We start from the raw sequence: 24,553 nt of genomic DNA, 5'->3' as shown, positions 1-24,553 counted from the left end.
ATCCACACTATGTCCCGCGGCGGGCGGAGGCGAACGCACGTAGCCGCGCAAGGAGTGGCGCCGCGCGCGGCTACGGTTGAGGAATGACGATCACCGCCGCCGCAGACGGCTCCGCCCTGGGCAACCCCGGCCCGAACGGCTGGGCCTGGTACATCGACGACGCCAACTGGGCCGCGGGCGGCTCCCCGCACGGCACGAACAACCAGGGTGAGCTGCGGGCCGTGCTCGAACTGCTCCAGGCGACGGCCGGCATCTCCGAGAAGCTGATGATCGAGTGCGACAGCCGCTACGTGATCGATTCGGTGACCAAGTGGATGCCGGGATGGAAGCGCAAGGGCTGGCGCAAGTCGGATGGCGGGCCCGTGCTCAACCGCGACCTGCTCGAGGGCATCGACGAGGCGATCCGCGGGCGCGACGTCGAGTTCTCGTGGGTCAAGGGCCACGCCGGGCACCCCCTGAACGAGGCGGCCGACGAGCGCGCGAACGCCGCAGCGAAGGCCTACCAGGCACAGCAGGAGCCGCGCCGCGGGCCCGGGTTCACCATGGCGACGGATGCCGGGGCCGCTGCCGCAGCATCCGCCCCGATCGCCGCCGCAGCGACACGCGGCGAGCAGGATGCTGCGGCATCCCCGGCCGTCGCGACGTCTCTCGCCGAACCCCTGTGGGCCGAGCCATCCGACCTGCTCGACAGCCTCTATGCGTCGGTCGACGATCCGATCGAGGTGCGACTCGCGCTGTCGAGCGACGAGCACGCCCGCCTGCGCGATCGCGCCGAGGCACAGGGCGTCACGCTCGAAGAGGCGCTCCGCCGCCTGATCTGACGGCCCTCACCCCTGAGGGCCCCGCGTACACTCGCACCATGGCGAAGAATGTCGCACGCACCATCGGCCGGGTCTTCCTGGGTTCCTCGCTCGTCTTCGCGGGCGTCTCGCATCTGACGTTCGCGCGCGAGGAGTTCCAGGCGCAGGTGCCGGAGTGGGTGCCCATCGACCCGGACGTGACCGTGCTCGCCTCGGGTGTCGTCGAGATCGGACTCGGCACCGCGCTGCTCGTCGCGCGCAAGCACCGCGGACTGGTCGGCGTGATCACCGCACTGTTCTTTGTCGCGGTCTTCCCCGGCAACATCGCGCAGTGGACGCATCACCGCGACGGCTTCGGCCTCGACACCGACATGAAGCGATTCGTGCGCCTGTTCTTCCAGCCCGTGCTGATCGCCCTGGCCATCTGGTCGACGCGCCGCCCGCGCCGCGACGCGGCCGGCTCCGCTCCCGCCGCTCCATAACTCCGAAGCTCTGCACCGGAACGGCGGAAGACCGGCCGTTCCCCGAGGGATGCGACCGGCCTTCCGGAGTCGTGGAGCTCAGACCACGAGCAGCTCCCGCTCGAGGCGGGCGTACGAGGTCTCCATGCCGTCGGCCATGCCGGTGGCGAGGATCATGTCGCGCGTCTCCTTGTCGGGGTACTCGATGTAGAGCGTGATGAGCGTCGCCCCGTCCTCTTCGTAGAGGTTCAGGTCGTTCAGCGTCTCGACCGGCATCCCGATCATCCGCTCGGTCTGCACCGACCGCCGCGGTGCGTCGATCAGCAGCGCCTCGCCCTCGAATCCGAACGGCTGCCCCTCGGTGTCACCTACGGGTGCCCAGGAGTTGCGGTAGGTCTGACCGACCTCGGTGGCAACCACGCACTCGGTCATCTCCCACCCGTCGGGTCCGAGCAGCCACTGCTTCATGAGCTCGGGGTCGTTGTGCGCACGCCAGACCAGTTCGCGCGGTCCCTCGACGAGACGCGTGATGCGCACGTGGGTGTCGTCGAGCAGCTCGACCTGCGTGCCCTTGCCCTGCGCGTAGTCGCGCAGATCCTGCAGCACGGCGTCGAGCTGGCTCATCGCCAGCTTCAGACCCTCGATCTGGCCCATCTCGACGACCTGCTCGATCGCCTCGACCGAGTCGAAGTGACTGGTCGTGACCATGCGGGTGCCATCGGCGGTGGACTCGAACGCGAACGACATCCGCTGCGCGGGGAAGCCGTCGAGAGGGTTGCCCTCATCGTCGACGAACGAGTCGAGCACCTCGAAGCTGTGCGGGGCATCGATCGAGAGGAACTCCCACGACCCCGACGACTTCTCGCCGCGCGGCCCGCTCATCGAGTACTGCGCACGTCCGCCGACCGTGTGGTCCCAGGCGGTGAAGGTGGCCGGCCATCCGGGAGGACCCCAGAAGCGCTCGAGCTGGCGCGGGTCGCTGTATGCGGCCCAGACCCGCTCGATCGGCGCCGCGAAATCGGCGACGACGGTCATGGTGAGGTTGTCGGCATCGGTGGTGACATCCGTGACGGGCATGTCAGTCTCCTTCTTCGGTTCGTGGAACATCGGTGGTGTCGGTCGTATCGGTGCGGGATGCCGGCGTCTCGGCCAGCAGCTCGTCGAGCCGGGCGATGCGCGACCGCCACAGCTCTTCGTATCGGGCGAGGAGCGCCCTGGCGCGGGCGATCATCTCGGGGTTCGCGCGGACGAGCCGCTCGCGTCCCTCGGCGCGCTTGACGATGAGATTCGCCGCTTCGAGCACGGCCACGTGCTTCTGCACCGCGGCGAACGACATCTCGTATTCGGAGGCGAGGGTCGAGACGGACTGCTCCCGCTCGATCGTCCGACGCAGGATGTCGCGTCGGGTCGACGTCGCCAATGCGTGGAACACACGGTCGACCTCCGCTTCGCTCAGTTCTCTTTGTGCAACCATTTGGTTGTACGTTAGGCCCGATTGAGAGCGGATGTCAAGGGTTCTGCCGCAACAGCCGCCGCTCACGCCCCGGGCGGATACTGGAAGAGACGGCCTCGAGCGCCCGCGCCTCCGCACCGCGCGGCAGACCGCTCGGGCGCCAGGAAGAAGAAGCACATGAAAGCTCTCCGTTACGTCGAGATCGGCAAGCCCCCTGTCGTCGTCGACATCCCGATTCCTCAGCCCGGCCCCGGTCAGGTTCTGCTCAAGATCACTGCGGGCGGCGTCTGCCATTCCGACGACTACGTCATGGGCCTTCCTGAGAAGGACTACCTCGAGCAGAGCTATCCGCTGCCGCTGACGCTCGGCCATGAGGGCGCAGGCATCGTGCATGAGATCGGAGAGGGCGTCGACTCGACGCTGAAGGTCGGCGACGCCGTGGCGGTCTACGGTCCGTGGGGCTGTGGCCGCTGCCACAACTGCTCACAGGGCATGGAGAACTACTGCACCAACGCCGCGGCTGAGGGCATCCGCCCTCCCGGCCTCGGCAGCCAGGGTTCGATGGCCGAGTACATGATCGTCGATGATGCCCGCCACCTCGTGCCGCTCGGCGACCTCGACCCCGTGCAGAACGTCTCGCTGACCGACGCCGGCCTCACCCCGTACCACGCGATCAAGCGCTCACTCCCCAAGCTCGGCGCCGGCACCTTCGCCGTCGTCATCGGCACCGGCGGGCTCGGCCATGTCGGCATCCAGATCCTGAAGGCGATCTCGGGCGCCACCGTCATCGCCCTCGATGTGAACGACACGAAGCTCGAGCTCGCCACCGAAGTGGGCGCAGACCACGTCCTGATCAGCGATGCATCCGCCGCCGACACGATCCGCGAGATCACCGGCGGTCTGGGCGCCAACGCCGTGTTCGACTTCGTGGGCGCGAACCCGACGATGGCCCTGGCGCAGAGTGTCGCCGCACTCGATTCGGACGTGACGATCGTCGGCATCGGCGGCGGAACCATGTCGCTCGGCTTCGGCGCGATCGCCTACGACGCCGCCGTGCGAATCCCCTACTGGGGATCGCGCTCGGAACTGATCGAGGTGCTCGATCTCGCGCGCGCGGGAAAGATCCACGTGCAGACCGAGACGTACTCGCTCGACGACGGCCCGAAGGCGTACGAGGATCTCGCCTCGAACAGCATCCGCGGCCGCGCAGTCATCGTCCCGTAGACGGCGCTTTCGCACAGCGGCCGCTCCGTCTCACAGGCGGGGCGGCCGCTGCTGTCTGCACCGCCGATCGAGCACCGTCACCGCGCTGAAGCGCCGGTGAGATCTCGGTGTTCGCGGGATCACCGAGGCGATCCCGCGTCAGGCCCGCTCGAGCACACCCCGCACACTCGCCTCGGGCGACAGGTCGATGCGCCGGAGCAGCTGCGCGTTGAGCGCGACGACGATCGTCGAGAGCGACATCAGCACCGCTCCGACCGACATCGGCAGGACGAATCCCACGGGTGCCAGGATGCCGGCGGCGAGCGGCACCGACAGCAGGTTGTATCCGGCCGCCCACCACAGGTTCTGCCGCATCTTGCGGTAGGCGGCGCGGGAGAGCTCGATGACCGAGATCACCGAACGCGGGTCGGAGCTCGCGAGGATCACCCCGGCCGAGGCGATGGCGACATCGGTCCCGGCGCCGATCGCGATGCCGACGTCGGCCTGAGCGAGGGCGGGGGCGTCGTTGACGCCGTCGCCGACCATCGCGACCTTCTTGCCCTCTGCCTGCAGCTCCTTCACCTTGGCTGACTTGTCTTCGGGACGCACCCCCGCGAACACCCGGTCGATGCCGAGCCGGGCTGCGACGGAATCGGCCACGGCCTGGGCGTCGCCGGTGATCATGACGACCTCGACGCCGAGGCGGTGGAGCGCGTCGACCGCCTGCTGAGATTCCGGTCGCACCTCGTCGGCGAGCTTCAGCCCGCCGGCCACCTGTCCGTCGACGGTCACGTGCAGGATGATGGCGCCCTCGTCTCGCCACCCGTCTGCGGCGGAGATCTCTCGGCCGCCCACCTCGTCGAGGAGCTTCGGCCCGCCCACGCGCACCTCTCTGCCGTCGACCGTGGCGGTCACGCCCACGGCAGGCGACGACGTGAACCCGGAGGCCTTCGAGAGCGTCAACCCTCTCTCCTCCGCCGCGCGCACGATCGCGCGAGCGAGCGGATGCTCACTGTCGGCCTCAGCCGAGGCGGCGAGCGCCAGCAGACGATCGGCGTCGATGTCACCGGTCGGCTCGACGGCGGTCACGGTCGGCGCGCCCTTCGTCAACGTGCCCGTCTTGTCGAACAGCACGGCGTCGACGGTGCGCATGCTCTCGAGCGCGAGGCGATCCTTGACGAGCACCCCGCCCCGGGCTGCGCGCTCGGTCGCGATCGACACGACCAGCGGGATCGCGAGGCCGAGCGCGTGCGGGCAGGCGATGACGAGCACGGTGATGCTGCGCACGACCGCGGCATCCGGATCCCCGACGAGGGTCCACACCAGCGCGGTCAGAGCGGCCGAGAGCAGCGCGAACCAGAACAGCAGGGCGGCTGCGCGGTCGGCGATGCGCTGCGCCCGCGACGAGGAGTTCTGTGCATCGGTCACCAGCCGCTGGATGCCGGCGAGCGCGGTGTCATCCCCGGTCGCGGTGATCTCGACCCGCAGACCGGAGTCGGTCGCGACCGTGCCCGCGGTCACGGTGTCACCGGTCGCACGGGTGACCGGGCGGGACTCGCCCGTCACCATGGACTCGTCCATGGCGGCTGTGCCGTCGATGATGCGACCATCGGCCGGAACGCTCGCCCCGGGACGGATGACGACCACGTCGCCGACGACGAGATCGGCGGGCGCGACCGTGACGATCTCGTCGCCCTCGACCCGTTCGGCCTCGTCGGGCAACAGCGCCGCGAGGGAGTCGAGCGCCGACGTCGTCTGCGCGAGGGACCTCATCTCGATCCAGTGGCCCAGCAGCATGATGACGATGAGCAGTGCGAGCTCCCACCAGAACTCGAGCTCGTGATGGAGGATGCCGAGCGTCGCGCCCCATGAGGCGAAGAACGCGACCGTGATCGCGAGGGCGATCAGCAGCATCATCCCGGGCTTGCGGGCCTTCAGCTCGCTGAGCGCCCCGGTGAGGAACGGCCATCCGCCCCAGACGTACATGACGGTGCCGAGCACGGGCGAGATGAACCGGGCACCTCCGGCGACGTCGTAGCCGAAGATCATCGCGAACATCGGCGAGAACGCCACCACCGGCACGGCGAGCAGGAGATTGACCCAGAACAGGCGACGGAACTGACCGACGTGGTCACCGTGCCCGCCATGCCCGCCGTGCCCACCATGTCCACCGTGCCCGCCGTGGTCCGCGTGCTCGCCGTGGTCCGCGTGCTCGCTGTGAGCCCCGTCCGCGTTCCGAGCGTGATCGTCGTGCGAGACCTGGTGGCCTCCCCCGGGGGTTCCGTGCGCGTCGTGTGCAGTCATGGGTCCCGTCCTCCCGTATCGGGTGTCGTTCTCAGTGTGTCTCGGCGGTCGCCGAGAGCCTAGGGGTCACCGCGTCGCGATGCTGCGGAACCCGCGCAGACGCAGGCTGTTGCCCACGACGAAGACGCTCGACAGCGCCATCGCCGCACCGGCCAGCATCGGGTTGAGCATTCCCAGCGCCGCGACCGGGATGGCCGCCACGTTGTAGGCGAAGGCCCAGAACAGGTTGGTCTTGATGGTCGAGAGCGTCGCCCGCGAGAGCCGGATCGCGTCGACCGCGCTGCGCAGATCACCGCGCACCAGGGTGATGTCGGACGCCTCGATCGCGACATCCGCTCCGGTGCCCATGGCCAGGCCGAGGTCGGCCTGGGCGAGTGCGGGTGCGTCGTTGACGCCGTCGCCGATCATCGCGACCGTCTTCCCCTCACCCTGCAGGCGGGTGATGACCGCGACCTTGTCTGCCGGGAGGACTTCGGCGATGACCTCGTCGATGCCGACCTCCGCGGCGATCCGCCGGGCGACGGCCTCGTTGTCGCCGGTGAGCAGGATGGGCGTCAGCCCGATCGCCCTGAACCGGGCGATCGCCTCGGCACTGCTCGGCTTCACGGTGTCGGCGACGACCAGGATGCCGCGAGCCAGGCCGTCCCATCCGACCGCGACGACCGTCTTGCCCTCGCCCTCGGCGCGGGCCTTCGTGGCGGCGAGCTCGGGGCTCAGCGCCTGCGCCCACTCGGCGAGGAGCGAATCCCGGCCGACGATGACGGTGTGGCCGTCGACGACGCCCTGCACGCCCTTGCCCTCGATGTTCGCGAAGTCCTCTGGTGCGGGCAGTGCGCCGATCTCCTGGGTCGCGCCCTTGGCGATCGCCTGCGCGATCGGGTGCTCGGAGGCATCCTCCAGCGCACCGGCCAGCCGCAGGAGATCCGAACGGTCGGTGCCCGGCTCGACGAACACGTCGACGAGCGTCATCCTGCCGGTGGTGACGGTTCCCGTCTTGTCGAGCACCACGGTGTCGACCGTGCGAGTGGACTCCAGGACCTCCGGCCCCTTGATGAGCACTCCCATCTGCGCACCGCGGCCCGTGCCGACGAGCAGCGCGGTGGGCGTCGCGAGGCCGAGCGCGCAGGGGCACGCGATCACGAGCACGGCGACCGCCGCGGTGAACGCCGCCGTCATGGGAAACCCGGCGCCGAGCCAGCCGCCCAGCGTGACGACGGCGATCACGATCACGATCGGCACGAAGACACCCGAGATGCGGTCGGCGAGGCGCTGCACCTCCGCCTTCCCCGTCTGGGCGTCCTCGACGAGCTGGGCCATCTGCGCCAATTGCGTGTCGGAACCGATCCGGGTGGCGCGAACCACGAGCCGCCCACCGACGTTCGCCGTGGCGCCCGTGACCGCGTCGCCCTCGGCGACCTCGACCGGCACGGCCTCGCCCGTGAGCATCGACGCGTCGACGGCCGACGTGCCCGACACCACGATGCCGTCGGTCGCGATCTTCTCACCGGGCCGCACGACGAATTCGTCTCCCACCTGCAGGTCCTCTACCGGGATCTTGGCCTCGACCCCACCGCGCAGCACGGCGACGTCCTTCGCGCCGAGCTCGAGCAGCGCACGCAGCGCCGCGCCGGCCTGCTTCTTCGACCGCTTCTCGAAATAGCGCCCGGCGAGGATGAACATCGTGACACCGGCACCCACCTCGAGGTAGATGTTCGCCGCTCCATCGGACGGAGCGAGCGCGAACTCGAAGGGATGGGTCATGCCCGGTGTGCCGGCCGAGCCGAAGAACAGCGCGTACAACGACCAGAGGAAGGCGGCCGATGTGCCGAGGGAGATGAGCGTGTCCATCGTCGCGGTGCCGTGGCGGAGGTTCATCCAGGCCGCCCGGTGGAACGGCCAGGCCGCCCAGAGGATCACGGGAGCGGCCAGTGCGAGCGACGCCCACTGCCAGTACGTGAACTGCAGCGCGGGGATCATCGCCATGGCGATCACCGGCACGGTCAGCACGACCGCACCGATCAGGCGAGTGCGCAGCGAGCGAAGCTCCGGGTCCTCGGCGTCGAGATCTCCGGCGTCACGCACCACCCCCTTCGGGGCAGGCAGCGACGCCGAGTAGCCGGTCTTCTCGACCTCGGCGATCAGCGCGGCCGGGTCGTACCCCTCGGGAACGGTGACCTTCGCCTTCTCGGTCGCGTAGTTGACGGTCGCCACGACGCCCTCGAGCCTGTTCAGCTTCTTCTCGATCCGCATCGCGCAGGACGCGCAGGTCATCCCGCCGATCTCCAGCTCGAGACCTGTCCCCGTGGTCGGGGGTGCTGACGTGCTCATGTTCGTTCCTTCTGTGCGATGTCGTTGTGGGTCGCAGCGGGCAGCCGCGGTGGGGGCGATGAGCGACGGTCAGTGCGCGTCGTCGTGCGAGTCGCCGTCGGATTCGGGCGCGCCGTCAGCCGGAGCGGCATCGAGCACGAACGCGGCGGTGTGCACGGCGCCGTCGACCTGGAAGTCCACGTACAGCAGGTAGCGCCCGGCAGTCGGAGCCTCGGCGGCGAACGCGATCTCCGGCCCCGACGTCTCGCCCGGTTCGGGTTCAGCGCCCGCGGCGTGCACGTGCAGGTAGGCGAGGTCTCCGTCCCGGAGTGCCACGAGATGCCCGAACGCCCCGAGATACGGCTGCAGAGCGGTGACCGGCTGGCCGTCGCGAGTCACGGTGAACGTCAGCTCGCTCACCGCCCCGGCCTCGAGAGCCCCGTCGACCGAGACCGTATAGCCGGCGACCTCGGCGACCTGTGTCGGCTGCGGCTCGACGGGTGCGAACTCGCCCCCCACCTCGACGGTGCGCGCGAGAGTGATCGACGGCGCATCGGCGCCCGCCGGCGTGAAGTCCGCGAAGACGCGGTATGCGCCGGCATCCGTCCACTCCCACGGCAGCGACCAGGTGCCGGTCGACTCATCGAGCACCGGATGCACGTGGCGGTACTGGCTTCCGTCGGAGCGCACGACGATCAGGTGGAGCTGCTTCTCGTGCGCGGTGGCATACGCCGTCACCGGGATGCCGTCTGCGTCGTCGATCCGGAACGCCAGCTCACCGGGTTCTCCCGTCGAGGTCGGGGCCTCGACCGGCGACATCGCGTAGCCGTCGAGCCCGAGGGAGAGCCCCTTCAGGTCGTCCGCCGGAGCACTCTCGCCCTCGCCGGAACCGGCGGCACTCGCATCATGAGTGTCGTGTTCGTCCATCTCCGCACCCTTCGTCCAGTCACTCACCGCACTCGCGGGGATGATGACGCCGGCGAGGCCGAAGGCCGCGCCGAACGCCACCACCAGGCCGGCCCCGAAGAGGCCGAGCCGTGCGCCGGAGTTCATGACGTCCGCACCGCCGAATAGCCCGCCTCGGCGACGGCTGCGAGGATCCGCGTCTCGTCGATCGGGGCGGATCCGGTGACGACGAGCGTGCCGTTCAGAGCGCTCACCTGGACGTCTTCGACGCCGGGAACTTCGGAGACCTCTTCGCGGACCGACATCTCGCAGTGGCCGCACGTCATGCCCGTCACCTGGAACTCGTTCTTCGTCATCATGTCTCCTTGTCTTCGTTCTAGTACCCCAGGGGGGTATTAGACACAAGCGTATACCCTCTCCGGGTATTCCACGATGGGCGCACGAAAATCGCACCGCACGGACCGGCCGTGCGGTGCGTGCGGTGCGTGCGGTGCGTGGGAGTGCGGGCGCGTCAGCGCGAGGAGATCGCCAGCTCACTCAGGCGCGGCGGGTTCGCGCCGCGCCGGGACACGGTGACGGCCGCGCCGGCGAGCGCGGCCTCGGTCACGCGTTCGAACTGCGTCAGATCGCGAGCGTCGGGATGGAACGCGTCGCCGGCGAGCGCCGGCACCAGACCGTAGGAGACCACGCCGTGGATGAGGCCGGACATGAAGGAATCGCCCGCACCGATCGTGTCGACCACCTGGACCGGCGGCGCCTCTCTCTCGACCGGCCCCGCTCCTCCCTCGATGAGCGAGACGCACCCGTCACCTCCCCGGGTGACGACGGCGAGCCGCGCACCCAGCGCGATCACCCGCGCGAGCACGTCATCGATCGGGCATCCGGGATACAGCCACTCGGCATCCTCATCGCTGAGCTTCACGATGTGCGACGCCGCCATGATCGCCTCGACACGCTCGGTCGCGGCCGCGCGCGGCCCGAGAAGCTCGCCCCGGATGTTGGGATCGTAGGTGCGCAGAATGCCGTCGGGCACCGCGTCGATCATCGCGCGGACGACATCCGCTCCGGGGTCGAGCACCGCGCCGAGCGAGCCGACATGCACCACGTCGACGCCGGCGGCCTCTGCGATCGCGACCTCCGCTGACACATCCCACTCGATGTCGAAGTCGTAGGCCGCAGCCCCGTCGGCCCCGATCACGGCGACGGCGCGGGACGTGCGCTCCCCTGCTCTCATGCTCGTCGGCACGACGGCGACCCCCTCCCGGGCGAGGTGCTCGCCCAGCATCCGTCCGTGCGGGTCGTCACCGATCCGCGTGAGCAGTCTCGTCGCGAGCCCGAGACGAGAGAGCCCCACCGCCACGTTCATCGGCGATCCGCCGGGGTGGGGCACACCGCCGACGACGTCGACGAGCGCCTCCCCCACGACGAGGCACCGTGCAGTCGTCAGCACGTCAGCTCGGCGACGGCGGCACGGGCGTCGAGGAGCGCTCCCCCCGAGGCCTCCAGCACGCATGAGCGATGCGCAGCGGCAGGGATCAGCGCCGTGAGCACCCGAACGCCGTCCTCCGCGAAGAGCTCGAGAGACGACACCCTGTCGTTCAGCCGATCGATCCAGATCTCCCAGTCGATCTCGTCCGGGCGAGTGGCGGGCATCGACATCGACCCGCCGACCCCGGCGGGAGGGATCAGCTCGGGGCGGACGACGTCGATGCGCCCGCTCGCGCGGTCCTGACGGATCACGACCCCACCCGCATCCACGCCCTCGAGGCGCAGTTCGACTCCTCGCGCGTCTCCGAACGCCGCCGAGACCCTGATCCGCGCGGCATCCGGCAGCTGCTCGGACACCGTGGTCGGGCCCGTCATCGCGCCGAGCTCGGTGAACTCGACGGGTGCGGCGTCGACCGCCGGCGCCTGGCGCAGACGCACCACGCCACTGCGGTCGCGGGTGAGCGAGAGCCGTCGAGGGAGAGTCATCGCGGTGCGGTACTCGGACGAGTCGTCCTGGGGGATGCGGCCGGCGTACTCCCAGTTGTCCATCCACGCGATCAGCGTCCGCTCGCTCTCGGCGAGGCCGTCGAAGGTGACACCGGCGTAGCAGTCCGGGCCGAAGTCGATCCAGCCGTACGCCTCGAGCTCGTCTCGTGATTGACTGCGGTCGACCATCAGCCGCCGCGAGGGAGTCGGATGCGGTGCGCTCGCGCGGAACGTCGTGCCGTCGAACTCCCCCACGACGTAGTGGGTTCCCGATCCCCCCGCGATGCCCCCGGGGTTGAGGCTGATGAGCAGCACCCACCGCGAGTCGGTCTCATCGCCGTCGACGGCGAGCCGGAACATGTCGGGGCACTCCCAGACCCCGCCGACGGGTCCCGCGGGGCCGTACGACGAGAGATACGTCCAGGTCGTGAGATCGTCGGACCGGTGGAACAGCACCTGCCGGTCGTGGGCTTCGACCGCGACCATGACCCAGTACCCGCCGTCGGCGTCGTCGTAGCGGAACACCTTGGGGTCGCGGAAGTCGCTGGTGCCACGGTCGAGCACCGGGTTGCCCTCGTACTTCGTCCAGACGTATCCGCCGTCGGTGCTGTACGCGAGGGCCTGGGCCTGATGCCCTGCAGCGGCCGCCGTGTAGAGGGCGACCAGGGCCGGCTCCTCGGCGGTGCCGAATCCCGAGGTGTTGCCGTGATCGACCACGACGGAGCCGGAGTAGATCTGCGCCGCGTCGTCCGAGAGGATGGCCGGCTCGTGCTCGGTCCATCGCGCGAGATCCGTGCTCGTCGCATGCCCCCAGCTCACGTTCGAGTGCGAGATCCCGTGCGGGTTGCACTGGAAGTACAGGTGGTGGATGCCGTCGTGGAAGACGAGTCCGTTCGGATCGTTCATCCAGTTGTTCCGCGGCGCGAAGTGCGTGCGCGGGCTCGTGGTGCGGACCGGAGGAGAGTCAGTGGGGGTCACCGGGGTAGTCGTCTTTCTCTGTGGTGGGGGCGTGCGTCACTTGCCGACGCCGGCGGTGAGTCCTTCGCGCAGCGGCTTCTGCCCGAAGAAGAACACCAGGAGTGCGGGGATCATCGAGAGGATCACTCCGGCGAGCACCGTCGACACGCTGCCCGTGCCGAGGTTGCCCTGCAGTGTGACCAGACCGAGCGGCAACGTGAAGTTCTGCTCGCTGATCGTCATGATCAGCGGACGGAAGAACTCGTTCCAGTGGTAGTTGAAAGCGAGGATGCCGACGATCGCGAGACCCGGGGTCGCGAGCGGCAGGTAGACGCCGAAGAACGTGCGCCAGGGGCCCGCTCCGTCGAGCTGGGCGGCCTCTCCCAGCTCGGTCGGGATGCCCATGAAGTACTGCCGCATCAGGAATGTGCCGAATGCCGTCGGGAGCGCGGGGACGATGAGCGCGAGCAGCGTGTCGGCGAGGCCCATGCCTCTCACGAGCATGAACACGGGGACGATCGTCACCTGCAGCGGCACCATCATCGTCGCGAGGATCAGGGCGAACAGCAGCTTCTTGCTGCGGAACTCGAACTTCGCGAACACATACCCGGCCATCGCGGCCGAGAGCATCTGACCGGCGGCGACCAGCACCACCACCAGCGCGCTGTTCCATGCGTAGAGCCAGATCGGGATCTTGGCGAAGACGTCGGCGAACGCATCGAACCCGACGCTGACCTCCTGGGTCACGGGGTCGGTCGGCGAGAGCGCCGTGATCAGGGTCCAGACGACGGGACCGATGGTCAGCAGGGCGGCGAGCCCGAGAAGGGCGAACTTTCCGCCGGTGCCGAGGGTGTAGAGCCAGGAACGCTTCGAAGACACTGTCGTGGTCATGATGGGCCTCACCCGTAGAAGACGAATCGGCGGCTCAGCCGGAACTGGATGGCCGTGACGAGCATGATGAGAAGGGTCAGCACGATGCCGATGGCCGATGCGCCGCCGAAGTCGAGCTGTCGGAACGCGGACTCGTAGATCACCATCACCGCGGTGCGGGTCTCGTCGCCGGGACCGCCTCGGGTCAGCACCCACGGCTGGTCGAAGATCTGCAGCGCGTTGATGATCGCCATCACCGATGCGACGAGCAGGGTCGGGCTCACCAGCGGCAGCGTGATCATGCGGAACTGAGTCCACCCGGCCGCGCCGTCGAGGGAGGACGCCTCGTAGACCTCACTCGGGATCGCCGCGAGACCTCCGATGAAGAGCAGGAACGTGAACCCGAAGTTCTGCCACACGTAGACCAGCAGCACCACGACCTTGGCACCGAGGCCGGTCGTCAACCAGCCGACGTCCGCGATGCCGATCAGGTTGAGCGTCTGATTGACGAGCCCGAACTCCTGATTGAACAGGTACGCCATGATCAGCGAGACGGATGCCGCCGACAGGATCAGCGGGAAGAACAGCGCCGACCGGAAGAACGTGCGCAGCCAGTTCGGCATCCTGGACTGGACCAGCACCGCCAGCACCAGAGCCACCGACAGCTGCAGGATGACGGCGACGACGACGAAGCCGATGGTGTTCAGGAACGAGACGCTCACGGTCGGGTTCGCGGCGAGGTCGACGAAGTTGTCGAATCCGACGAACACCGGATCGGAGATGATGTCCCAGCGGAAGAACGCCAGGACGAACGATCCGATGATCGGCACGAAGTTGAACAGGCCGAGCCCGATCAGCGTCGGCGCGAGGAAGACCCAGGTGAAGACGCGCCCCGATCGGGCGACCGTGCCGGTCTCCCGACGCAGCTTCGTGGGCACCGTGACGGTGCGGGTGCTGCTCTCGGACATCAGTTGCCCCCCAATGCGAGCTCGAGGTCTCGCTGCATGGTCTCGAGTCCTCGGCGGACGCCGGACGGACCGTTCGTGATGGTCGACACCACGTTCTTCAGCAGGGCGGATTCGACGGCGGCCTGCTGGGGCGGTGCCGGCATGGGACCCGTGTCGGGGAACTTGTCGAGCGTGTCGTAGAAGACGTCCCAGTGCGCCGGCCCGACTCCCGCGCCGTAGAGCTTGGCGTTGAGTGAGCGACGGGGGAGCGACGAGTCGGGTTTCGAGTGCGCGATCGTCATGCCCTCGACCGAGACACAGTACTTGAGCCACTCCCACGCCTCGTCCTTGCGCGGCGAGGTCTCCATGATCGCGTAGCCGCCCGCGCCGAACTGGTGCCGCTGCCCCGCCATCCTCGGGAAGTAGGTGACGTCGTAGGCGTCGTTCGCGACGCCGGCCTCCTCGAGGCCGCGCACCCAGAAGCCGCCGGCCGGGGTCATCCCGACGGAGCCGGTGGAGAACAGGGAGACCAGCTCGTTGCCGCCGCCCTGCGCCGGGTTCGCCGCGAGCCCTTCCGAGACCATGCGCTCGAGCACCGAGAAGCTCTCGACCGCATGCTCGTTGAGCGCGTCGGCCTGCTTCCACACGTAGCCTCCGCTGCGGGCCGGCTGATCCGGATAGAAGCGGTCCCAGAGCCAGTCGCCGCCGGTCGCCTTCTCCTCATGCAGGAAGCTGGTGTTGTTCACATACAGCCAGGGCACCACTCCGCCCCACAGCCGGTTGTTCCAGAAGTACGGCAGGAACTGCCCCGAGGCGCTCTTCTTCATCGCGCGGGCGGTGCCGAGGAAGTCCTCCAGCGTCCAGTTGTCCGCGGGACGCTCCAGCCCCGCGCGCTCCATGGCCGTCGTGCTGTAGAACACGTTGGCGGCGTTGAAGTTGTCGGGCATCTGGAAGAGGCTGCCCTGATACATGAACGCCTCGATGAGGGTGGGGTTCACGTCGTCGAAGTACTCCTGCATCTCGGACGCGTCGCGACGCACGAAGTCGTCGAGCGGGTGCGCGAGGCGCGAGGCGAAGAGCTGCGCCCCCTCGGTCGCGACGGTGACGACATCGGGTGGCGTGCCCGCGGCGATCATCGTGAGGATCTTCGCGAAGTACTCGCTCCAGTCCTGACCCTGGATGGCGACGATGCGCACCTCGACGCCGGGGTGCTTGCGCTGGAAGCCGTCGATCAGCGACTGACGAGCCAGCGCATCCTGCGCGGTGCCGAAGAGGGCGACCGTCAGAGTGTCCTTGCCGCGCCCGGGGATGTCCGATCCGGTGAGCCTCGGCCACGAGACGACGGTGCCGACGATGCCCAGTCCGATCGCGCCGAACAGAGCCCTGCGAGTGAGATCAACCACGATGTTCTCTCCTGTGTGATGACTTCGCGGCACGGATCGAGAGTCCCGGGCTGCGATGCTAAATTGATTCAGCATCGCCGAGAGTAGCACCGTCGAATCGCGGTCGCAATGATTTTGCTAAATCAATTCAACACGGGTGGTTTCGGGGCTCGGCATCCACTGCCTATGCTGGATCGCAGCGACTGGAGGACGCCGATGCCGAAGAGAGTGGATCGCAGACCGACGCTCGCCGACGTCGCGGCGCTCTCGGGCATGTCGAAGGCCTCGGTGAGCATGATCCTCAACGATCGACCGGGGTCGCGACTCTCCGTCGACGCGGCGCGACGGGTCAAGGCCGCCGCCGAGGAGCTGGGCTATCGCCCGAATCCCGCGGCTCAGAGCCTGCGCCTGGGCAAGACGAAGACGCTGGGTTTCATCTCCGACCAGATCACCGTCACCCGCTACGCCTCCGAGATGATCCGCGGCCTGCTGTCGGCGGCGAAGGAGCACGGCCACACCGTCCTCATCGCCGAGACCGAGGGCGACGACGCGACCATCGCCGACGAGATCCAGGCGATGATCGACCGCCGGGTCGACGGCATCCTGATCGGCCTCCTCGGCGCCCGCATGATCGAGGTGCCCGAGACGCCCGCAGACGTCCCCGTCGTGATCGTCAACGGCATGTCGACGACGGGTCACCCCTCGGTCCTGCCCGACGAGCGCGTCGCGGGCCACGCGATGGCGCGCCTGCTCACCGATGCCGGGCATCGCCGTGTCGGCGTGATCGGCAACAATCCCCGTGCGGTCTCGTCCCCCGTGTACTCGGTGACCATCGGCTCGCGATTCGACGGCATCCGCGCCGCGTTCGCCGAGGCGGGCGTCGATCCGCTCATCATCGACGTCCCCGAGTGGAACCCCGACATCGGATACACGCGGACCCTGCAGATGCTCGACGCGCACCCCGACCTCACGGCGATCCTGGCGGGCAACGACGGCGTGGCGTTCGGCACGTACCAGGCGATCGCCGAGCGAGGGCTGAGGGTGCCGGACGACATCTCGGTCGCCTCCTTCGACGACGAGGAGCTCGCCAGCTTCCAGCGCCCGGGGCTCACGACCGCCCGGCTCCCGTACGACGTGATGGGTCGCACAGCGGTCGAGATGCTGCTCGGCGAGCGGCCGCTCGACGCCGTGCTGATCCCCATGCCGGTCATCGAGCGGGCGTCGATCCGCCGTGTGAGCTGACGCGCACGGATCCATTCACGTGCATCCATCTCCCTGAGACAGGCGTAGGCTGGAGACCTAGGACGGACCGTCCGAGAAGATCTCCCGGCACCGTGACCGTCCGGAAGAGGAGTCACTCGTGGCTCAGTACGACGTCTCGAACCGCTCGGCGATCGTGACGGGAGCAGGCAGCGGAATCGGACGCTCGACCGCTCTGCTGCTCGCCCAGAACGGCGCCTCCGTCGTGGTCAACGACCTGAACGCGGACAACGCGAACGCGGTCGTCGAGGAGATCCGCGCCGCCGGCGGCATCGCCGAGGCATCCGTCGGAGACGCGACGGACACCGACTGGATCGCCAGCTCGGTCGAGCTCGCGAACACGCTCGCCCCGCTGCGCATCGGCGTGAACAACGCCGGCATCGGCGGCGCATCCGCTCCTACCGCCGAGTACGACGACGCCGCGTGGGACAAGGTCATCTCGATCAACCTCAACGCCGTGTTCCGCAACATGAAGGCGCAGATCCCCTCGATCCTCGCGAACGGCGGCGGCTCCGTCGTCAACATCGCGTCGATCCTCGGCAGCGTCGGCTTCGCGAACTCCCCCGCCTACGTCGCCGCCAAGCACGCCGTCGTGGGCATGACCAAGTCGGCCGCCCTCGAGTACTCCGCCCAGGGCGTGCGCGTGAACTCGGTCGGCCCCGGCTTCATCGACACCCCCCTGCTCGCCACCATGGGCGACGAGGCCAAGGCGTTCCTCGTGAGCAAGCACCCGATCGGTCGCCTCGGCCAGCCCGACGAGGTCGCGAACCTCATCGCCTTCCTCGCCAGCGACGCCGCCAGCTTCATCACCGGCAGCTACCACCTCGTCGACGGCGGCTACACCGCCCCCTGAGGCTCGGTCGCCACGCGCCGCTGTCCGCGCCGCGCCGCTGTCCGCGCCGCGCCGCGCCGTTTGCAGGACGAAAACACGGATGCAGGGCGAGATCGACCATCTCGCCCTGCATCCGCGCTTCTGTCCTGCATCCGGCACCGACCTACCCGTCGGCACCGGATCAGGCCACCCGACGCCCCTCCGTCACCCGAGACGGTCCAACCGCAGGGTCGCCGTGGCGCTGTGCGCGGCCATGCCCTCGGAGTCCGAGATCACCTGCACGGCGTGCGCGAGCTCGGGCGTGGCCGCACGGCTGATGCGCTGATACGTGAGCGGCTTGAGGAAGCGCGAGACCGAGAGCCCGGCGCTGTGCTTGGCCCCACCGGCCGTGGGCAGCACGTGGTTCGTGCCCGCCATGCCCTTGTCGGAGTATGCGACCGTGCTCCAGGGCCCGAGGAAGATCGAGCCGTAGTTGCGCAGATTCTCGTGGTACCAGTCGTCGTCGGCCGTGAGCAGTTCGAGATGCTCGGGGGCTAGGTCGTCCATCAGAGCGACCGCCGTGTCGCGGTCTTTCACGACGGTGACGACGCCGTAGTCACGCCAGGCGGCGCCGGCGATGTCGACGGTTGCCAGCGTCTCGAGCTGTCGTTCGATCTCGGCGATCACGGCATGACCGTGCTCGTCGGAGGTCGTGATGAGCGCCGCAGGCGAGTTCGGCCCGTGCTCGGCCTGCCCGAGCAGGTCAGCGGCGACGAGCACGGGGTCGGCCGTCTCATCCGAGATCACGGCGACCTCGCTCGGGCCTGCGAGCAGATCGATCGCGACCGTGCCGAACAGCTGGCGCTTGGCCTCGGCGACGTAGGCGTTGCCCGCGCCGACGAGCATGTCGACGGGCAGGTCGCCGAGCAGTCCGAACGCCATGGCTGCGAGCGCCTGGACCCCGCCGATCACGAACACCCGGTCGACACCCGACAGGTGCGCGGCGTAGACGACGGCGTCGTTCGCTCCGCCGTCGGGCTGCGGGGGCGTGCACGCGATGACGGTCGGCACGCCGGCCGCCTTGGCCACGCCCACGGTCATGAACGCGCTGGCCGTGAGCGGGAAGCGTCCGGCCGGCAGGTATGCGCCGACACGCGACACGGGGATGTACTTCGCGCCGGTCACGATGCCCGGAACGAACTCGGTCTCGAAGTCGGTCAGGTGCTCGCGGGAGGCGCGGGCGAACTCCTGCGTCCGCTCGGCGCCGAGCTCGATGGCCGCCCGCAGGTCGGGGGCGAGGCGTTCTCCGCTGCTCGCGATCTGCTCGGGGGTGAGCTCGATGTCGGTCCCCTGGTAGTTGTCGAGCTTTCGCGCGTAGTCGAGCACGGCGTCAAGGCCGCGCTCGCGGATGTCGGCGAGCATGGCCGTGACCGTCTCGATCACGGCGGGGTCGCGCTGCGCGGCGGGTGCGTCGATGAGCGGGGTCTTGAGGTGGTGGAAGTCGCCGTCGAAGCGGGCGAGCACTGCAGAGGAGTAACGCATGCAGGAAGGCTAGATCCGCTCGCAACCACGAGACAAGCCTGATGATCCTGCACGATCCATCGGGTTTACCATTGGGTGTGACCATCACCCAGCTCACCGCCTTCCTCGCCGCACTCGACGACGGATCCTTCACGGCGGCGGCCAAGACCCTCGGGATGACGCAGGCCTCGGTCTCGGAGCTGGTCGCGCGCCTCGAACGGGAACTCGGCATCACGCTGTTCGCCCGAGGCAGCAGACGCCTCGTCCCGACGGCCGCGGCGCTCGAACTGCGGCCGCACGCCGCGCAGGCGGTCAGCGCGGTGCAGAACGGCATCGACACGATCCAGGCGCTGGCCTCGCTCGAGCGGGGCACATGCACCTTCGGCGTGCTGCGCAACGCGGCCTATTACGCGCTCGCCGATCTGGCCGAGACATTCCACCACCGGCATCCCAATGTGCGGTTGCGCCTGGTCGGCATCAACTCGGCGCACGTCGCCCGGTCGATCGCGGCGGGCGAACTCGAGGCCGGACTGCTCGTGCTGCCGGTCGATGAAGACGGCCTCGAGGTGCGCCCGCTCTTTCGCGACGAGGTGCTCTACGCCTCGGCCACGCGGACACCGGAAGCCGGCCCGGTCACGATCGAGGAGGCCGCCGACGCCAAGCTCGTGCTCTACGACGCCTTCGCCGGGTGGGACGACCCGACCCGACGCCAGCTACTCGAACGCGCACGGCTGCGGGGCCTGACCATCGAGCCGGCGGTCGAGGTCGAGCACGTCGAGACGGCCCTCAGCCTGGTCGCCGCAGGCACGGCCGACACGATCGTGTCACGTTCGATCGCCGAGTCCGACGCCTTCCCCTCCGGCATCCGCACCTTCCCCTTCGCCGAGCCGATGCACGACACGATCGCCCTGGTGCAGCGAGCGGGCGTGCTGCTCTCACCCGCGACGCAGAAGCTCGCCGAGCTCGCCGAGCGGATGCTGCGCGAACGCCTGCCGGAGCATCAGGGTCGCACGGCACTGAGCTGAGGCCGACTCCGGGTGGGCGGGCGGCGCCACCTCGCCACCCCACCGCGCGCCGTTTGCAGGACGAGAGCACGGATGCAGGACCAGATCGGCGATCCCGCCCCGCATCCGTGCTCTCGTCCTGCATCCGGCACAGGGCCGGGCTTCACATACCCACTCAGTACAGGTCGGCGCGCCGATCGGCGAACAGGTCGTTGTGCGGCGGCAGCGCCTTGCCGCGGGCGGCGTCGAGCGACAGCACGGCCGTCGCCCCCATCACTGCTCGGAACGCGACGATCCAGCCCTGCTCGTCGATGATCGCCGTGCCGTCGGTCCAGTCGACGCCGCGCTCGGACCCCCATCGATCGGCGATCACGACGGGCAGTCGCGACGACCGCGCCGACGCCATCGCCTGGATCAGCTCGGGTGCATGTTCGCCGTCCGGCCGGGGCACGAGCGGCCAGTTGACAGGCAGTGCGAGCACATCCGCGCCCGCGAGCGCGAGGCGGCGCGGCACCTCGGGGAACTCGTTGTCGTAGCAGAGCGCCACGCCGAGACGACCGAACGGGGCGCCCACGACGAGTCCGGCCTCGGACCCGCTGCCGAAGACGAGCTTCTCGGCACCCCACAGATGCGACTTGCGGTAGTCGGCCAGGCGCGCGTCGCGAGTGAGCACGGCGGCGGTGTTGAAGAGCCGCTCCCCGTCTGCTTCGGCGTATCCGACCACGACGACGGCATCCGCGGGGATCGTCTCCTGCAGCGTCGACCACCGCGGGTCGTCGGCGGTGAGAGCGGCACTGTGCGCCTCCTCGCGATCCGCGAACACGTAGCCGCTGGTCGCGAGTTCCGGCAGCACGATCAGCTGCGCCTGCCGACGAGCAGCGGCAGAGATCGCCGAGCGGATGCGGTCGAGATTGCCGTCGACGTCGCCGAGCACGATCTCGGGCGACAGCGCCGCGACGCGCAGCTCAGCGGCATCCGATCCCGTCACGGACGCGCCGGGGCGCGAGAGGGCAGTACCCCCTCGCGCCCCGTCGTTCTCAGTCATCTTCCGTGGCGGTGACCATCACTCCTAGCGGGGCCAGGTAGCCGTTGGGATCGATGGTCCAGTCGGCGGCGGCCGCCGCTTCGACGACCTCCGGAGCCCACTCGAGGTACACGCGGTCGTCGCCGCCGTTGATCACGAGCACCGTGCCGGTGCCGGACTCGTCTCCCTCGACGCAGACGTACGAGCGCCAGCTGCCCTCCGGAACCGAGAAGGTGTCTCCGGCGCCCAGCGTGACGGCGGTCGACGGGTCGCCGTTGAGGGTGACCTCCCAGCGGCCGGTCTTGAACAGCAGCGCCTGCGTCTTGTCGTGGCGGTGGCGCAGCACTCCCTGACCGGCTTCGGCCCGCACCCACGCGAGGTTGAACGAGTGGGGTTCCGTGACGTTCGGCACCTGGCGACGGTTCTCGCTCATGCCGTATCCGATGGCGGTGGCGAGCTCGACGTGCCCGCCGTCGACCGCCGCGCACAGCAGCGCCGCCGACGAGTACTTGCGGTCGCCGGGCTGGATGACCCGCGAGCGCATGTCCTCGACCGTGTAGGTCGTGAGCTCGTCGATGTAGTGCTGCTTCATCGGGGTGATCAGCGGCACATCGTCGGGCAGCACGTCACCGGCGACCGTGTCGATGAGCTTGTTGTCGGCCGTGAGGTGAAGGCCGTAGGACTCCGCCTCGCGCAGCACCGACGGACCCCAGATGATGCCGCCGTTGTCGTCGCGGCCGAGCACCGTGTAGAGGATGCCGTCATCCGGCCCCTCGTTCGTGAACCCGCGGAAGATCCACGTGGGGATCGTCACGATGTCTCCGTCGTGACTGATGTATTCGCCCTGCTTGCCGTCGACACCCCAGCGGAGGCGGAACTCGCCGCCGAGGTTGATGAAGACCTCCGCGGTGAAGTGCAGATGCAGGTTGTTCGAGATGCCGTTCGGCATCCCCGCGGCTCCGGTGTTGAAGCCGTGATTCACCTCGAGGTTCACGTACTGGCTCGCGTTCTGCGAGACGCCGGCGCCGATGAAGGAGTAGTTCTCCTTGCGGTCGGATCCCGGAGTGCGGCAGTCGATGAAAGCGGAGTTGCACGGCACCCAGTCGGTGCGGCGGATGGTGCGGCGTGCGATCTCGTCCGCGGGGACGATGACGTCGACCTGGTCGACGATGGCGTTGCTCATTTCTTCTTCTCCTTGTCGATCAGTCGATGATCAGTAGATGTTGCTGAAGGCTGCCGGCTCGTCGCCGCGGGTACCCGCGATCTGGGCGCGCAGGGCGATGTCGTCCCACAGGCGCACCTCCTTGACGAGGGCTCCCTGATGGAAGGTGAACTGCGAGATGCCGAGCACGTCGACGGGCTTGCCGGTGAGGCTGCCGTAGTTCGGGGCTCCGTTGTAGTCGCCGACGAACTTCCAGGTGACCGCGACGCGCAGTCCCGCATAGCGGACGTCGTAGTTGGTCTGGATGTCACGGATCTCGAACTGCCCGGCGGGGAACGACTCGAGGAATCGCAGCAGTGCGCGGCGGTAGCCCTCAGGCCGGATGACGACGCGGTTGCCGACCGTGAGCAGCACGAGGTCGCGGTGGAAGAACTTCTCGACCTTCTGCAGGTCGCGGTCGTTCCACACCGTCTGGATCATGTCGATGACGGTCTCGACCTCGGAGCGGTGGTCGTCGGGACGCACGCCCGAGTCGCCCTTCGCGATCGGATCGGCGGGCGCCGGCTCGGTCCACGACCCCGTGTAGCCGCGGAAGGCCTGGGCGCGGGCGAGCTCGTCGAGGTCGTCGCCGCGTTCGAGTGCGCCGGCGAGCGAATCGCGCACGACCCACTCCTCGACCATGCGGCCCTTGCGGTACAGGCAGTTGGCGATGGTGCGGCTGTGCGAGGAGGTCTGCAGGTGCCCCGACAGCACGAGGTGCGAGCTGAGGAACGCATCGTCGCCGCGAGCCTCCCAGATCACGTCTTCGGCCTGGCCGGTGCGATCGGGTGTCGCCGAGATGCGCATGAGCGTTCCTTCGATGACCTCCTGTCGCGTCGTCGAGGTGCCGTAGGCGCCGTGCACGATCGAGTCGGGCTCGTAGTTGTCGCGGATGAAGCTGATCGACCGATCGACCCAGATCAGATCGGTGACCTCACGGATGAAGTCGTCGGGGTCTTGGTAGGGCAGATAGGCAACCGGGTCGAGAGACACGCGTTTCACTCCTTCGAGATGCGAAGCTGCGGTTCATCGGTGATCGCTGGCTTCTTCCTCGTCAGTGTATGCGTATGCACAAAGCAACGCAAGAGACGATCCTGCGCACACGGTGATCATCGCCGAGAGGCGGTCAGTCGGCGCGTGCGGCCGCGAGAGTGCGCCTCGGCACGAAGACGGACTCGAAGCGCGTCTTCTCGAGCTCGGCGCTCGGATCCTCGATGCGGCGCACGATGAGGTCGGCGGCCGTGCGCGCCATGCCGGCGATGTCGTAGCCGATCGTGGCGAGGTCGATGATCGGCCAGGCCGCTTCAGGAAGGTCGTCGAAACCGAGGATCGAGAGGTCGTCCGGCACCCGCAGACCGGCACGGTGCGCGGCATTGAGCGCACCGTATGCCACCACATCGTTGCCGCAGAACAGCAGGGTCGGGCGCTCCGGCCCTTCGAGGAGCTCGGATGCCGCAGCCTCGCCCTCGGCGGCTCCGTAGGGCACCCGGCGCACGTGACTCTCGGGCAGCGTCACACCCTCGGCGACGAGCGCCTCCCGCAGAGCGGCCTCGCGGCTCTGCGCCGTGCTCGTGTTGCTCGGTCCGAGCACCGCGCCGACCCTGGTGTGCCCGAGTGCGACAGCACGCTGAACCGCCTCGCGATAACCGGGAGCCGGGTCGACGACCGTGGCGTCCGCCTCGACGAACGAGCCGGTGCGGTTGAAGTACACGAAGGGCAGCCCGCGATCCTTGAGGCGCAGCGGCGCGACGGAGTCCACGGTGGTGGTCGCGAGGATCACGCCGTCGAGGCCGTTGGCCAGCAGTCGCTCGACGATGGTGTCGTTGTCGGCCGACTCGGTGTGCAGCATCAGCTGATACCCGAGCGTCTCGAGCTCTCGGTGCACCGGGGCGATGATGTGCGAATAGAACTGGTTGTCGAGATCGGTCAGCAGCAGGCCGATGCGCCGCGTGCGACCGGACGACAGAGCGCGCCCCGCCTCACTCGGCACGTAGCCCAGCAGCTGGGCTGCCTCGCGCACCCGGAGCTTCGTCGCCTCGGACACCCGCGCATCGTCGCGCAGTGCCCGAGACACCGTCGGCTGCGAGACTCCCGCCAAGCGGGCCACATCACGACTCGTGACGACCATCTGGCGCCTCCCCCTCGATCTCAGGATTCTACCGCCCTTG

General features: G+C 68.8%; 22 protein-coding genes. 6 read left to right on the top strand and 16 right to left on the bottom strand.

The genetic code is table 11. From position 1 onward, the window contains the following. The first annotated feature begins 83 nt into the window (after window positions 1-83). Both QRN21_RS09000 and QRN21_RS08995 read left to right on the top strand, forming a co-directional pair. Window positions 84-821: a ribonuclease H family protein gene (locus tag QRN21_RS09000; protein ID WP_285363739.1), complete on the top strand. Its 738-nt coding sequence runs from the start codon at window positions 84-86 to the stop codon at window positions 819-821. Window positions 822-859: 38 nt separating this feature from the next. After that, complete coding sequence (locus QRN21_RS08995; RefSeq protein WP_053098501.1) at window positions 860-1,282, top strand: DoxX family protein; 423 nt, start codon at window positions 860-862, stop codon at window positions 1,280-1,282. Window positions 1,283-1,360: 78 nt separating this feature from the next. Here the strand turns inward: QRN21_RS08995 and QRN21_RS08990 are convergent, their stop codons facing one another. Together QRN21_RS08990 and QRN21_RS08985 are read right to left on the bottom strand one after the other, a co-directional pair. Then, complete coding sequence (locus QRN21_RS08990; RefSeq protein WP_285363738.1) at window positions 1,361-2,338, bottom strand: SRPBCC family protein; 978 nt, start codon at window positions 2,336-2,338, stop codon at window positions 1,361-1,363. Between the two features lies 1 nt (window position 2,339). Then, window positions 2,340-2,735 (bottom strand): ArsR/SmtB family transcription factor, encoded by a 396-nt coding sequence (locus QRN21_RS08985; protein WP_053098499.1) that lies wholly within the window; start codon window positions 2,733-2,735, stop codon window positions 2,340-2,342. Between the two features lie 156 nt (window positions 2,736-2,891). Here QRN21_RS08985 and QRN21_RS08980 point away from each other — a divergent pair, with 156 nt between their 5' ends. Continuing rightward, the gene (locus QRN21_RS08980) at window positions 2,892-3,938 is read left to right on the top strand and encodes an NAD(P)-dependent alcohol dehydrogenase (protein ID WP_072590538.1); all 1,047 of its coding nucleotides are present in this window, start codon (window positions 2,892-2,894) and stop codon (window positions 3,936-3,938) included. Window positions 3,939-4,076: 138 nt separating this feature from the next. Here the strand turns inward: QRN21_RS08980 and QRN21_RS08975 are convergent, their stop codons facing one another. The 9 genes from QRN21_RS08975 to QRN21_RS08935 form a co-directional block, all read right to left on the bottom strand. Further along, window positions 4,077-6,221, bottom strand: coding sequence for a heavy metal translocating P-type ATPase (locus QRN21_RS08975; RefSeq protein WP_285363737.1), 2,145 nt, complete (start codon window positions 6,219-6,221; stop codon window positions 4,077-4,079). Window positions 6,222-6,287: 66 nt separating this feature from the next. After that, window positions 6,288-8,549 (bottom strand): heavy metal translocating P-type ATPase, encoded by a 2,262-nt coding sequence (locus tag QRN21_RS08970; protein WP_285363735.1) that lies wholly within the window; start codon window positions 8,547-8,549, stop codon window positions 6,288-6,290. Between the two features lie 69 nt (window positions 8,550-8,618). Further along, a complete protein-coding gene (locus QRN21_RS08965; protein ID WP_285363734.1) occupies window positions 8,619-9,581 on the bottom strand; it encodes a DUF8832 domain-containing protein in 963 nt (320 codons plus the stop codon). Next, window positions 9,578-9,790, bottom strand: coding sequence for a heavy-metal-associated domain-containing protein (locus QRN21_RS08960; RefSeq protein WP_285363900.1), 213 nt, complete (start codon window positions 9,788-9,790; stop codon window positions 9,578-9,580). Before QRN21_RS08960 ends, QRN21_RS08965 begins: the two co-directional genes overlap by 4 nt. A 155-nt stretch (window positions 9,791-9,945) precedes the next feature. Then, a complete protein-coding gene (locus QRN21_RS08955) occupies window positions 9,946-10,884 on the bottom strand; it encodes a carbohydrate kinase family protein (protein WP_285363733.1) in 939 nt (312 codons plus the stop codon). Continuing rightward, window positions 10,878-12,386, bottom strand: coding sequence for a glycoside hydrolase family 32 protein (locus QRN21_RS08950; protein WP_285363732.1), 1,509 nt, complete (start codon window positions 12,384-12,386; stop codon window positions 10,878-10,880). The genes QRN21_RS08955 and QRN21_RS08950 overlap by 7 nt, the downstream gene beginning before the upstream one ends. Before the next feature lie 36 nt (window positions 12,387-12,422). Next, on the bottom strand, window positions 12,423-13,256 hold the full coding sequence (locus QRN21_RS08945; RefSeq protein ID WP_056276257.1) for a carbohydrate ABC transporter permease: 834 nt from the start codon (window positions 13,254-13,256) through the stop codon (window positions 12,423-12,425). A gap of 8 nt (window positions 13,257-13,264) precedes the next feature. Next, window positions 13,265-14,203 carry a carbohydrate ABC transporter permease gene (locus tag QRN21_RS08940; protein WP_201778482.1) on the bottom strand — a complete coding sequence of 313 codons (939 nt, stop codon included), beginning with the start codon at window positions 14,201-14,203 and terminating at the stop codon, window positions 13,265-13,267. Further along, on the bottom strand, window positions 14,203-15,585 hold the full coding sequence (locus QRN21_RS08935) for an extracellular solute-binding protein (protein WP_056276254.1): 1,383 nt from the start codon (window positions 15,583-15,585) through the stop codon (window positions 14,203-14,205). Before QRN21_RS08935 ends, QRN21_RS08940 begins: the two co-directional genes overlap by 1 nt. 195 nt (window positions 15,586-15,780) lie before the next feature. On the opposite strand from QRN21_RS08935, the gene QRN21_RS08930 reads away from it, so the two are divergent. Then, window positions 15,781-16,806 carry a LacI family DNA-binding transcriptional regulator gene (locus QRN21_RS08930; protein ID WP_285363731.1) on the top strand — a complete coding sequence of 342 codons (1,026 nt, stop codon included), beginning with the start codon at window positions 15,781-15,783 and terminating at the stop codon, window positions 16,804-16,806. A 118-nt stretch (window positions 16,807-16,924) separates the two neighbouring features. Beyond that, window positions 16,925-17,677 (top strand): SDR family NAD(P)-dependent oxidoreductase, encoded by a 753-nt coding sequence (locus QRN21_RS08925; RefSeq protein WP_053098474.1) that lies wholly within the window; start codon window positions 16,925-16,927, stop codon window positions 17,675-17,677. Between the two features lie 183 nt (window positions 17,678-17,860). On the opposite strand, the gene hisD is transcribed toward QRN21_RS08925, so the two are convergent. Continuing rightward, complete coding sequence (gene hisD / locus QRN21_RS08920) at window positions 17,861-19,177, bottom strand: histidinol dehydrogenase (protein WP_285363730.1); 1,317 nt, start codon at window positions 19,175-19,177, stop codon at window positions 17,861-17,863. A 77-nt stretch (window positions 19,178-19,254) separates the two neighbouring features. Here hisD and QRN21_RS08915 point away from each other — a divergent pair, with 77 nt between their 5' ends. Then, window positions 19,255-20,181: a LysR family transcriptional regulator gene (locus QRN21_RS08915; RefSeq protein WP_285363729.1), complete on the top strand. Its 927-nt coding sequence runs from the start codon at window positions 19,255-19,257 to the stop codon at window positions 20,179-20,181. A 154-nt stretch (window positions 20,182-20,335) separates the two neighbouring features. Here QRN21_RS08915 and QRN21_RS08910 read toward each other — a convergent pair whose 3' ends face one another. The 4 genes from QRN21_RS08910 to QRN21_RS08895 form a co-directional block, all read right to left on the bottom strand. Further along, a complete protein-coding gene (locus QRN21_RS08910) occupies window positions 20,336-21,205 on the bottom strand; it encodes a nitrilase-related carbon-nitrogen hydrolase (RefSeq protein WP_285363728.1) in 870 nt (289 codons plus the stop codon). Continuing rightward, on the bottom strand, window positions 21,198-22,367 hold the full coding sequence (locus QRN21_RS08905) for a cupin domain-containing protein (RefSeq protein WP_053098471.1): 1,170 nt from the start codon (window positions 22,365-22,367) through the stop codon (window positions 21,198-21,200). The genes QRN21_RS08910 and QRN21_RS08905 overlap by 8 nt, the downstream gene beginning before the upstream one ends. Before the next feature lie 30 nt (window positions 22,368-22,397). Then, window positions 22,398-23,378, bottom strand: a complete 981-nt coding sequence (locus tag QRN21_RS08900; RefSeq protein ID WP_053098470.1) for a nuclear transport factor 2 family protein — start codon at window positions 23,376-23,378, stop codon at window positions 22,398-22,400. 133 nt (window positions 23,379-23,511) lie between these two features. After that, window positions 23,512-24,513 (bottom strand): LacI family DNA-binding transcriptional regulator, encoded by a 1,002-nt coding sequence (locus tag QRN21_RS08895; protein ID WP_285363726.1) that lies wholly within the window; start codon window positions 24,511-24,513, stop codon window positions 23,512-23,514. Window positions 24,514-24,553: the final 40 nt, after the last annotated feature.

Source organism: Microbacterium sp. LMC-P-041 (genome assembly GCF_030209555.1).
In the GTDB taxonomy this organism is placed as follows: Bacteria; Actinomycetota; Actinomycetes; order Actinomycetales; family Microbacteriaceae; genus Microbacterium.
Note: the sequence above shows the minus strand (reverse complement) of the source record. Positions and strands in the feature narration are given on the sequence as shown.

What these genes read in the sequence shown, in the direction of transcription:
- QRN21_RS09000 (WP_285363739.1), top strand. Translation starts at nt 84, where the DNA reads ATGACGATCACCGCCGCCGCAGACGGCTCCGCCCTGGGCAACCCCGGC.
- QRN21_RS08910 (WP_285363728.1), bottom strand. Translation starts at nt 21,205, where the DNA reads ATGACTGAGAACGACGGGGCGCGAGGGGGTACTGCCCTCTCGCGCCCC.
- QRN21_RS08895 (WP_285363726.1), bottom strand. Translation starts at nt 24,513, where the DNA reads ATGGTCGTCACGAGTCGTGATGTGGCCCGCTTGGCGGGAGTCTCGCAG.
- QRN21_RS08990 (WP_285363738.1), bottom strand. Translation starts at nt 2,338, where the DNA reads ATGCCCGTCACGGATGTCACCACCGATGCCGACAACCTCACCATGACC.
- QRN21_RS08975 (WP_285363737.1), bottom strand. Translation starts at nt 6,221, where the DNA reads ATGACTGCACACGACGCGCACGGAACCCCCGGGGGAGGCCACCAGGTC.
- QRN21_RS08965 (WP_285363734.1), bottom strand. Translation starts at nt 9,581, where the DNA reads ATGAACTCCGGCGCACGGCTCGGCCTCTTCGGGGCCGGCCTGGTGGTG.
- QRN21_RS08960 (WP_285363900.1), bottom strand. Translation starts at nt 9,790, where the DNA reads ATGACGAAGAACGAGTTCCAGGTGACGGGCATGACGTGCGGCCACTGC.
- hisD (WP_285363730.1), bottom strand. Translation starts at nt 19,177, where the DNA reads ATGCGTTACTCCTCTGCAGTGCTCGCCCGCTTCGACGGCGACTTCCAC.
- QRN21_RS08995 (WP_053098501.1), top strand. Translation starts at nt 860, where the DNA reads ATGGCGAAGAATGTCGCACGCACCATCGGCCGGGTCTTCCTGGGTTCC.
- QRN21_RS08970 (WP_285363735.1), bottom strand. Translation starts at nt 8,549, where the DNA reads ATGAGCACGTCAGCACCCCCGACCACGGGGACAGGTCTCGAGCTGGAG.
- QRN21_RS08985 (WP_053098499.1), bottom strand. Translation starts at nt 2,735, where the DNA reads ATGGTTGCACAAAGAGAACTGAGCGAAGCGGAGGTCGACCGTGTGTTC.
- QRN21_RS08930 (WP_285363731.1), top strand. Translation starts at nt 15,781, where the DNA reads ATGCCGAAGAGAGTGGATCGCAGACCGACGCTCGCCGACGTCGCGGCG.
- QRN21_RS08940 (WP_201778482.1), bottom strand. Translation starts at nt 14,203, where the DNA reads ATGTCCGAGAGCAGCACCCGCACCGTCACGGTGCCCACGAAGCTGCGT.
- QRN21_RS08945 (WP_056276257.1), bottom strand. Translation starts at nt 13,256, where the DNA reads ATGACCACGACAGTGTCTTCGAAGCGTTCCTGGCTCTACACCCTCGGC.
- QRN21_RS08980 (WP_072590538.1), top strand. Translation starts at nt 2,892, where the DNA reads ATGAAAGCTCTCCGTTACGTCGAGATCGGCAAGCCCCCTGTCGTCGTC.
- QRN21_RS08905 (WP_053098471.1), bottom strand. Translation starts at nt 22,367, where the DNA reads ATGAGCAACGCCATCGTCGACCAGGTCGACGTCATCGTCCCCGCGGAC.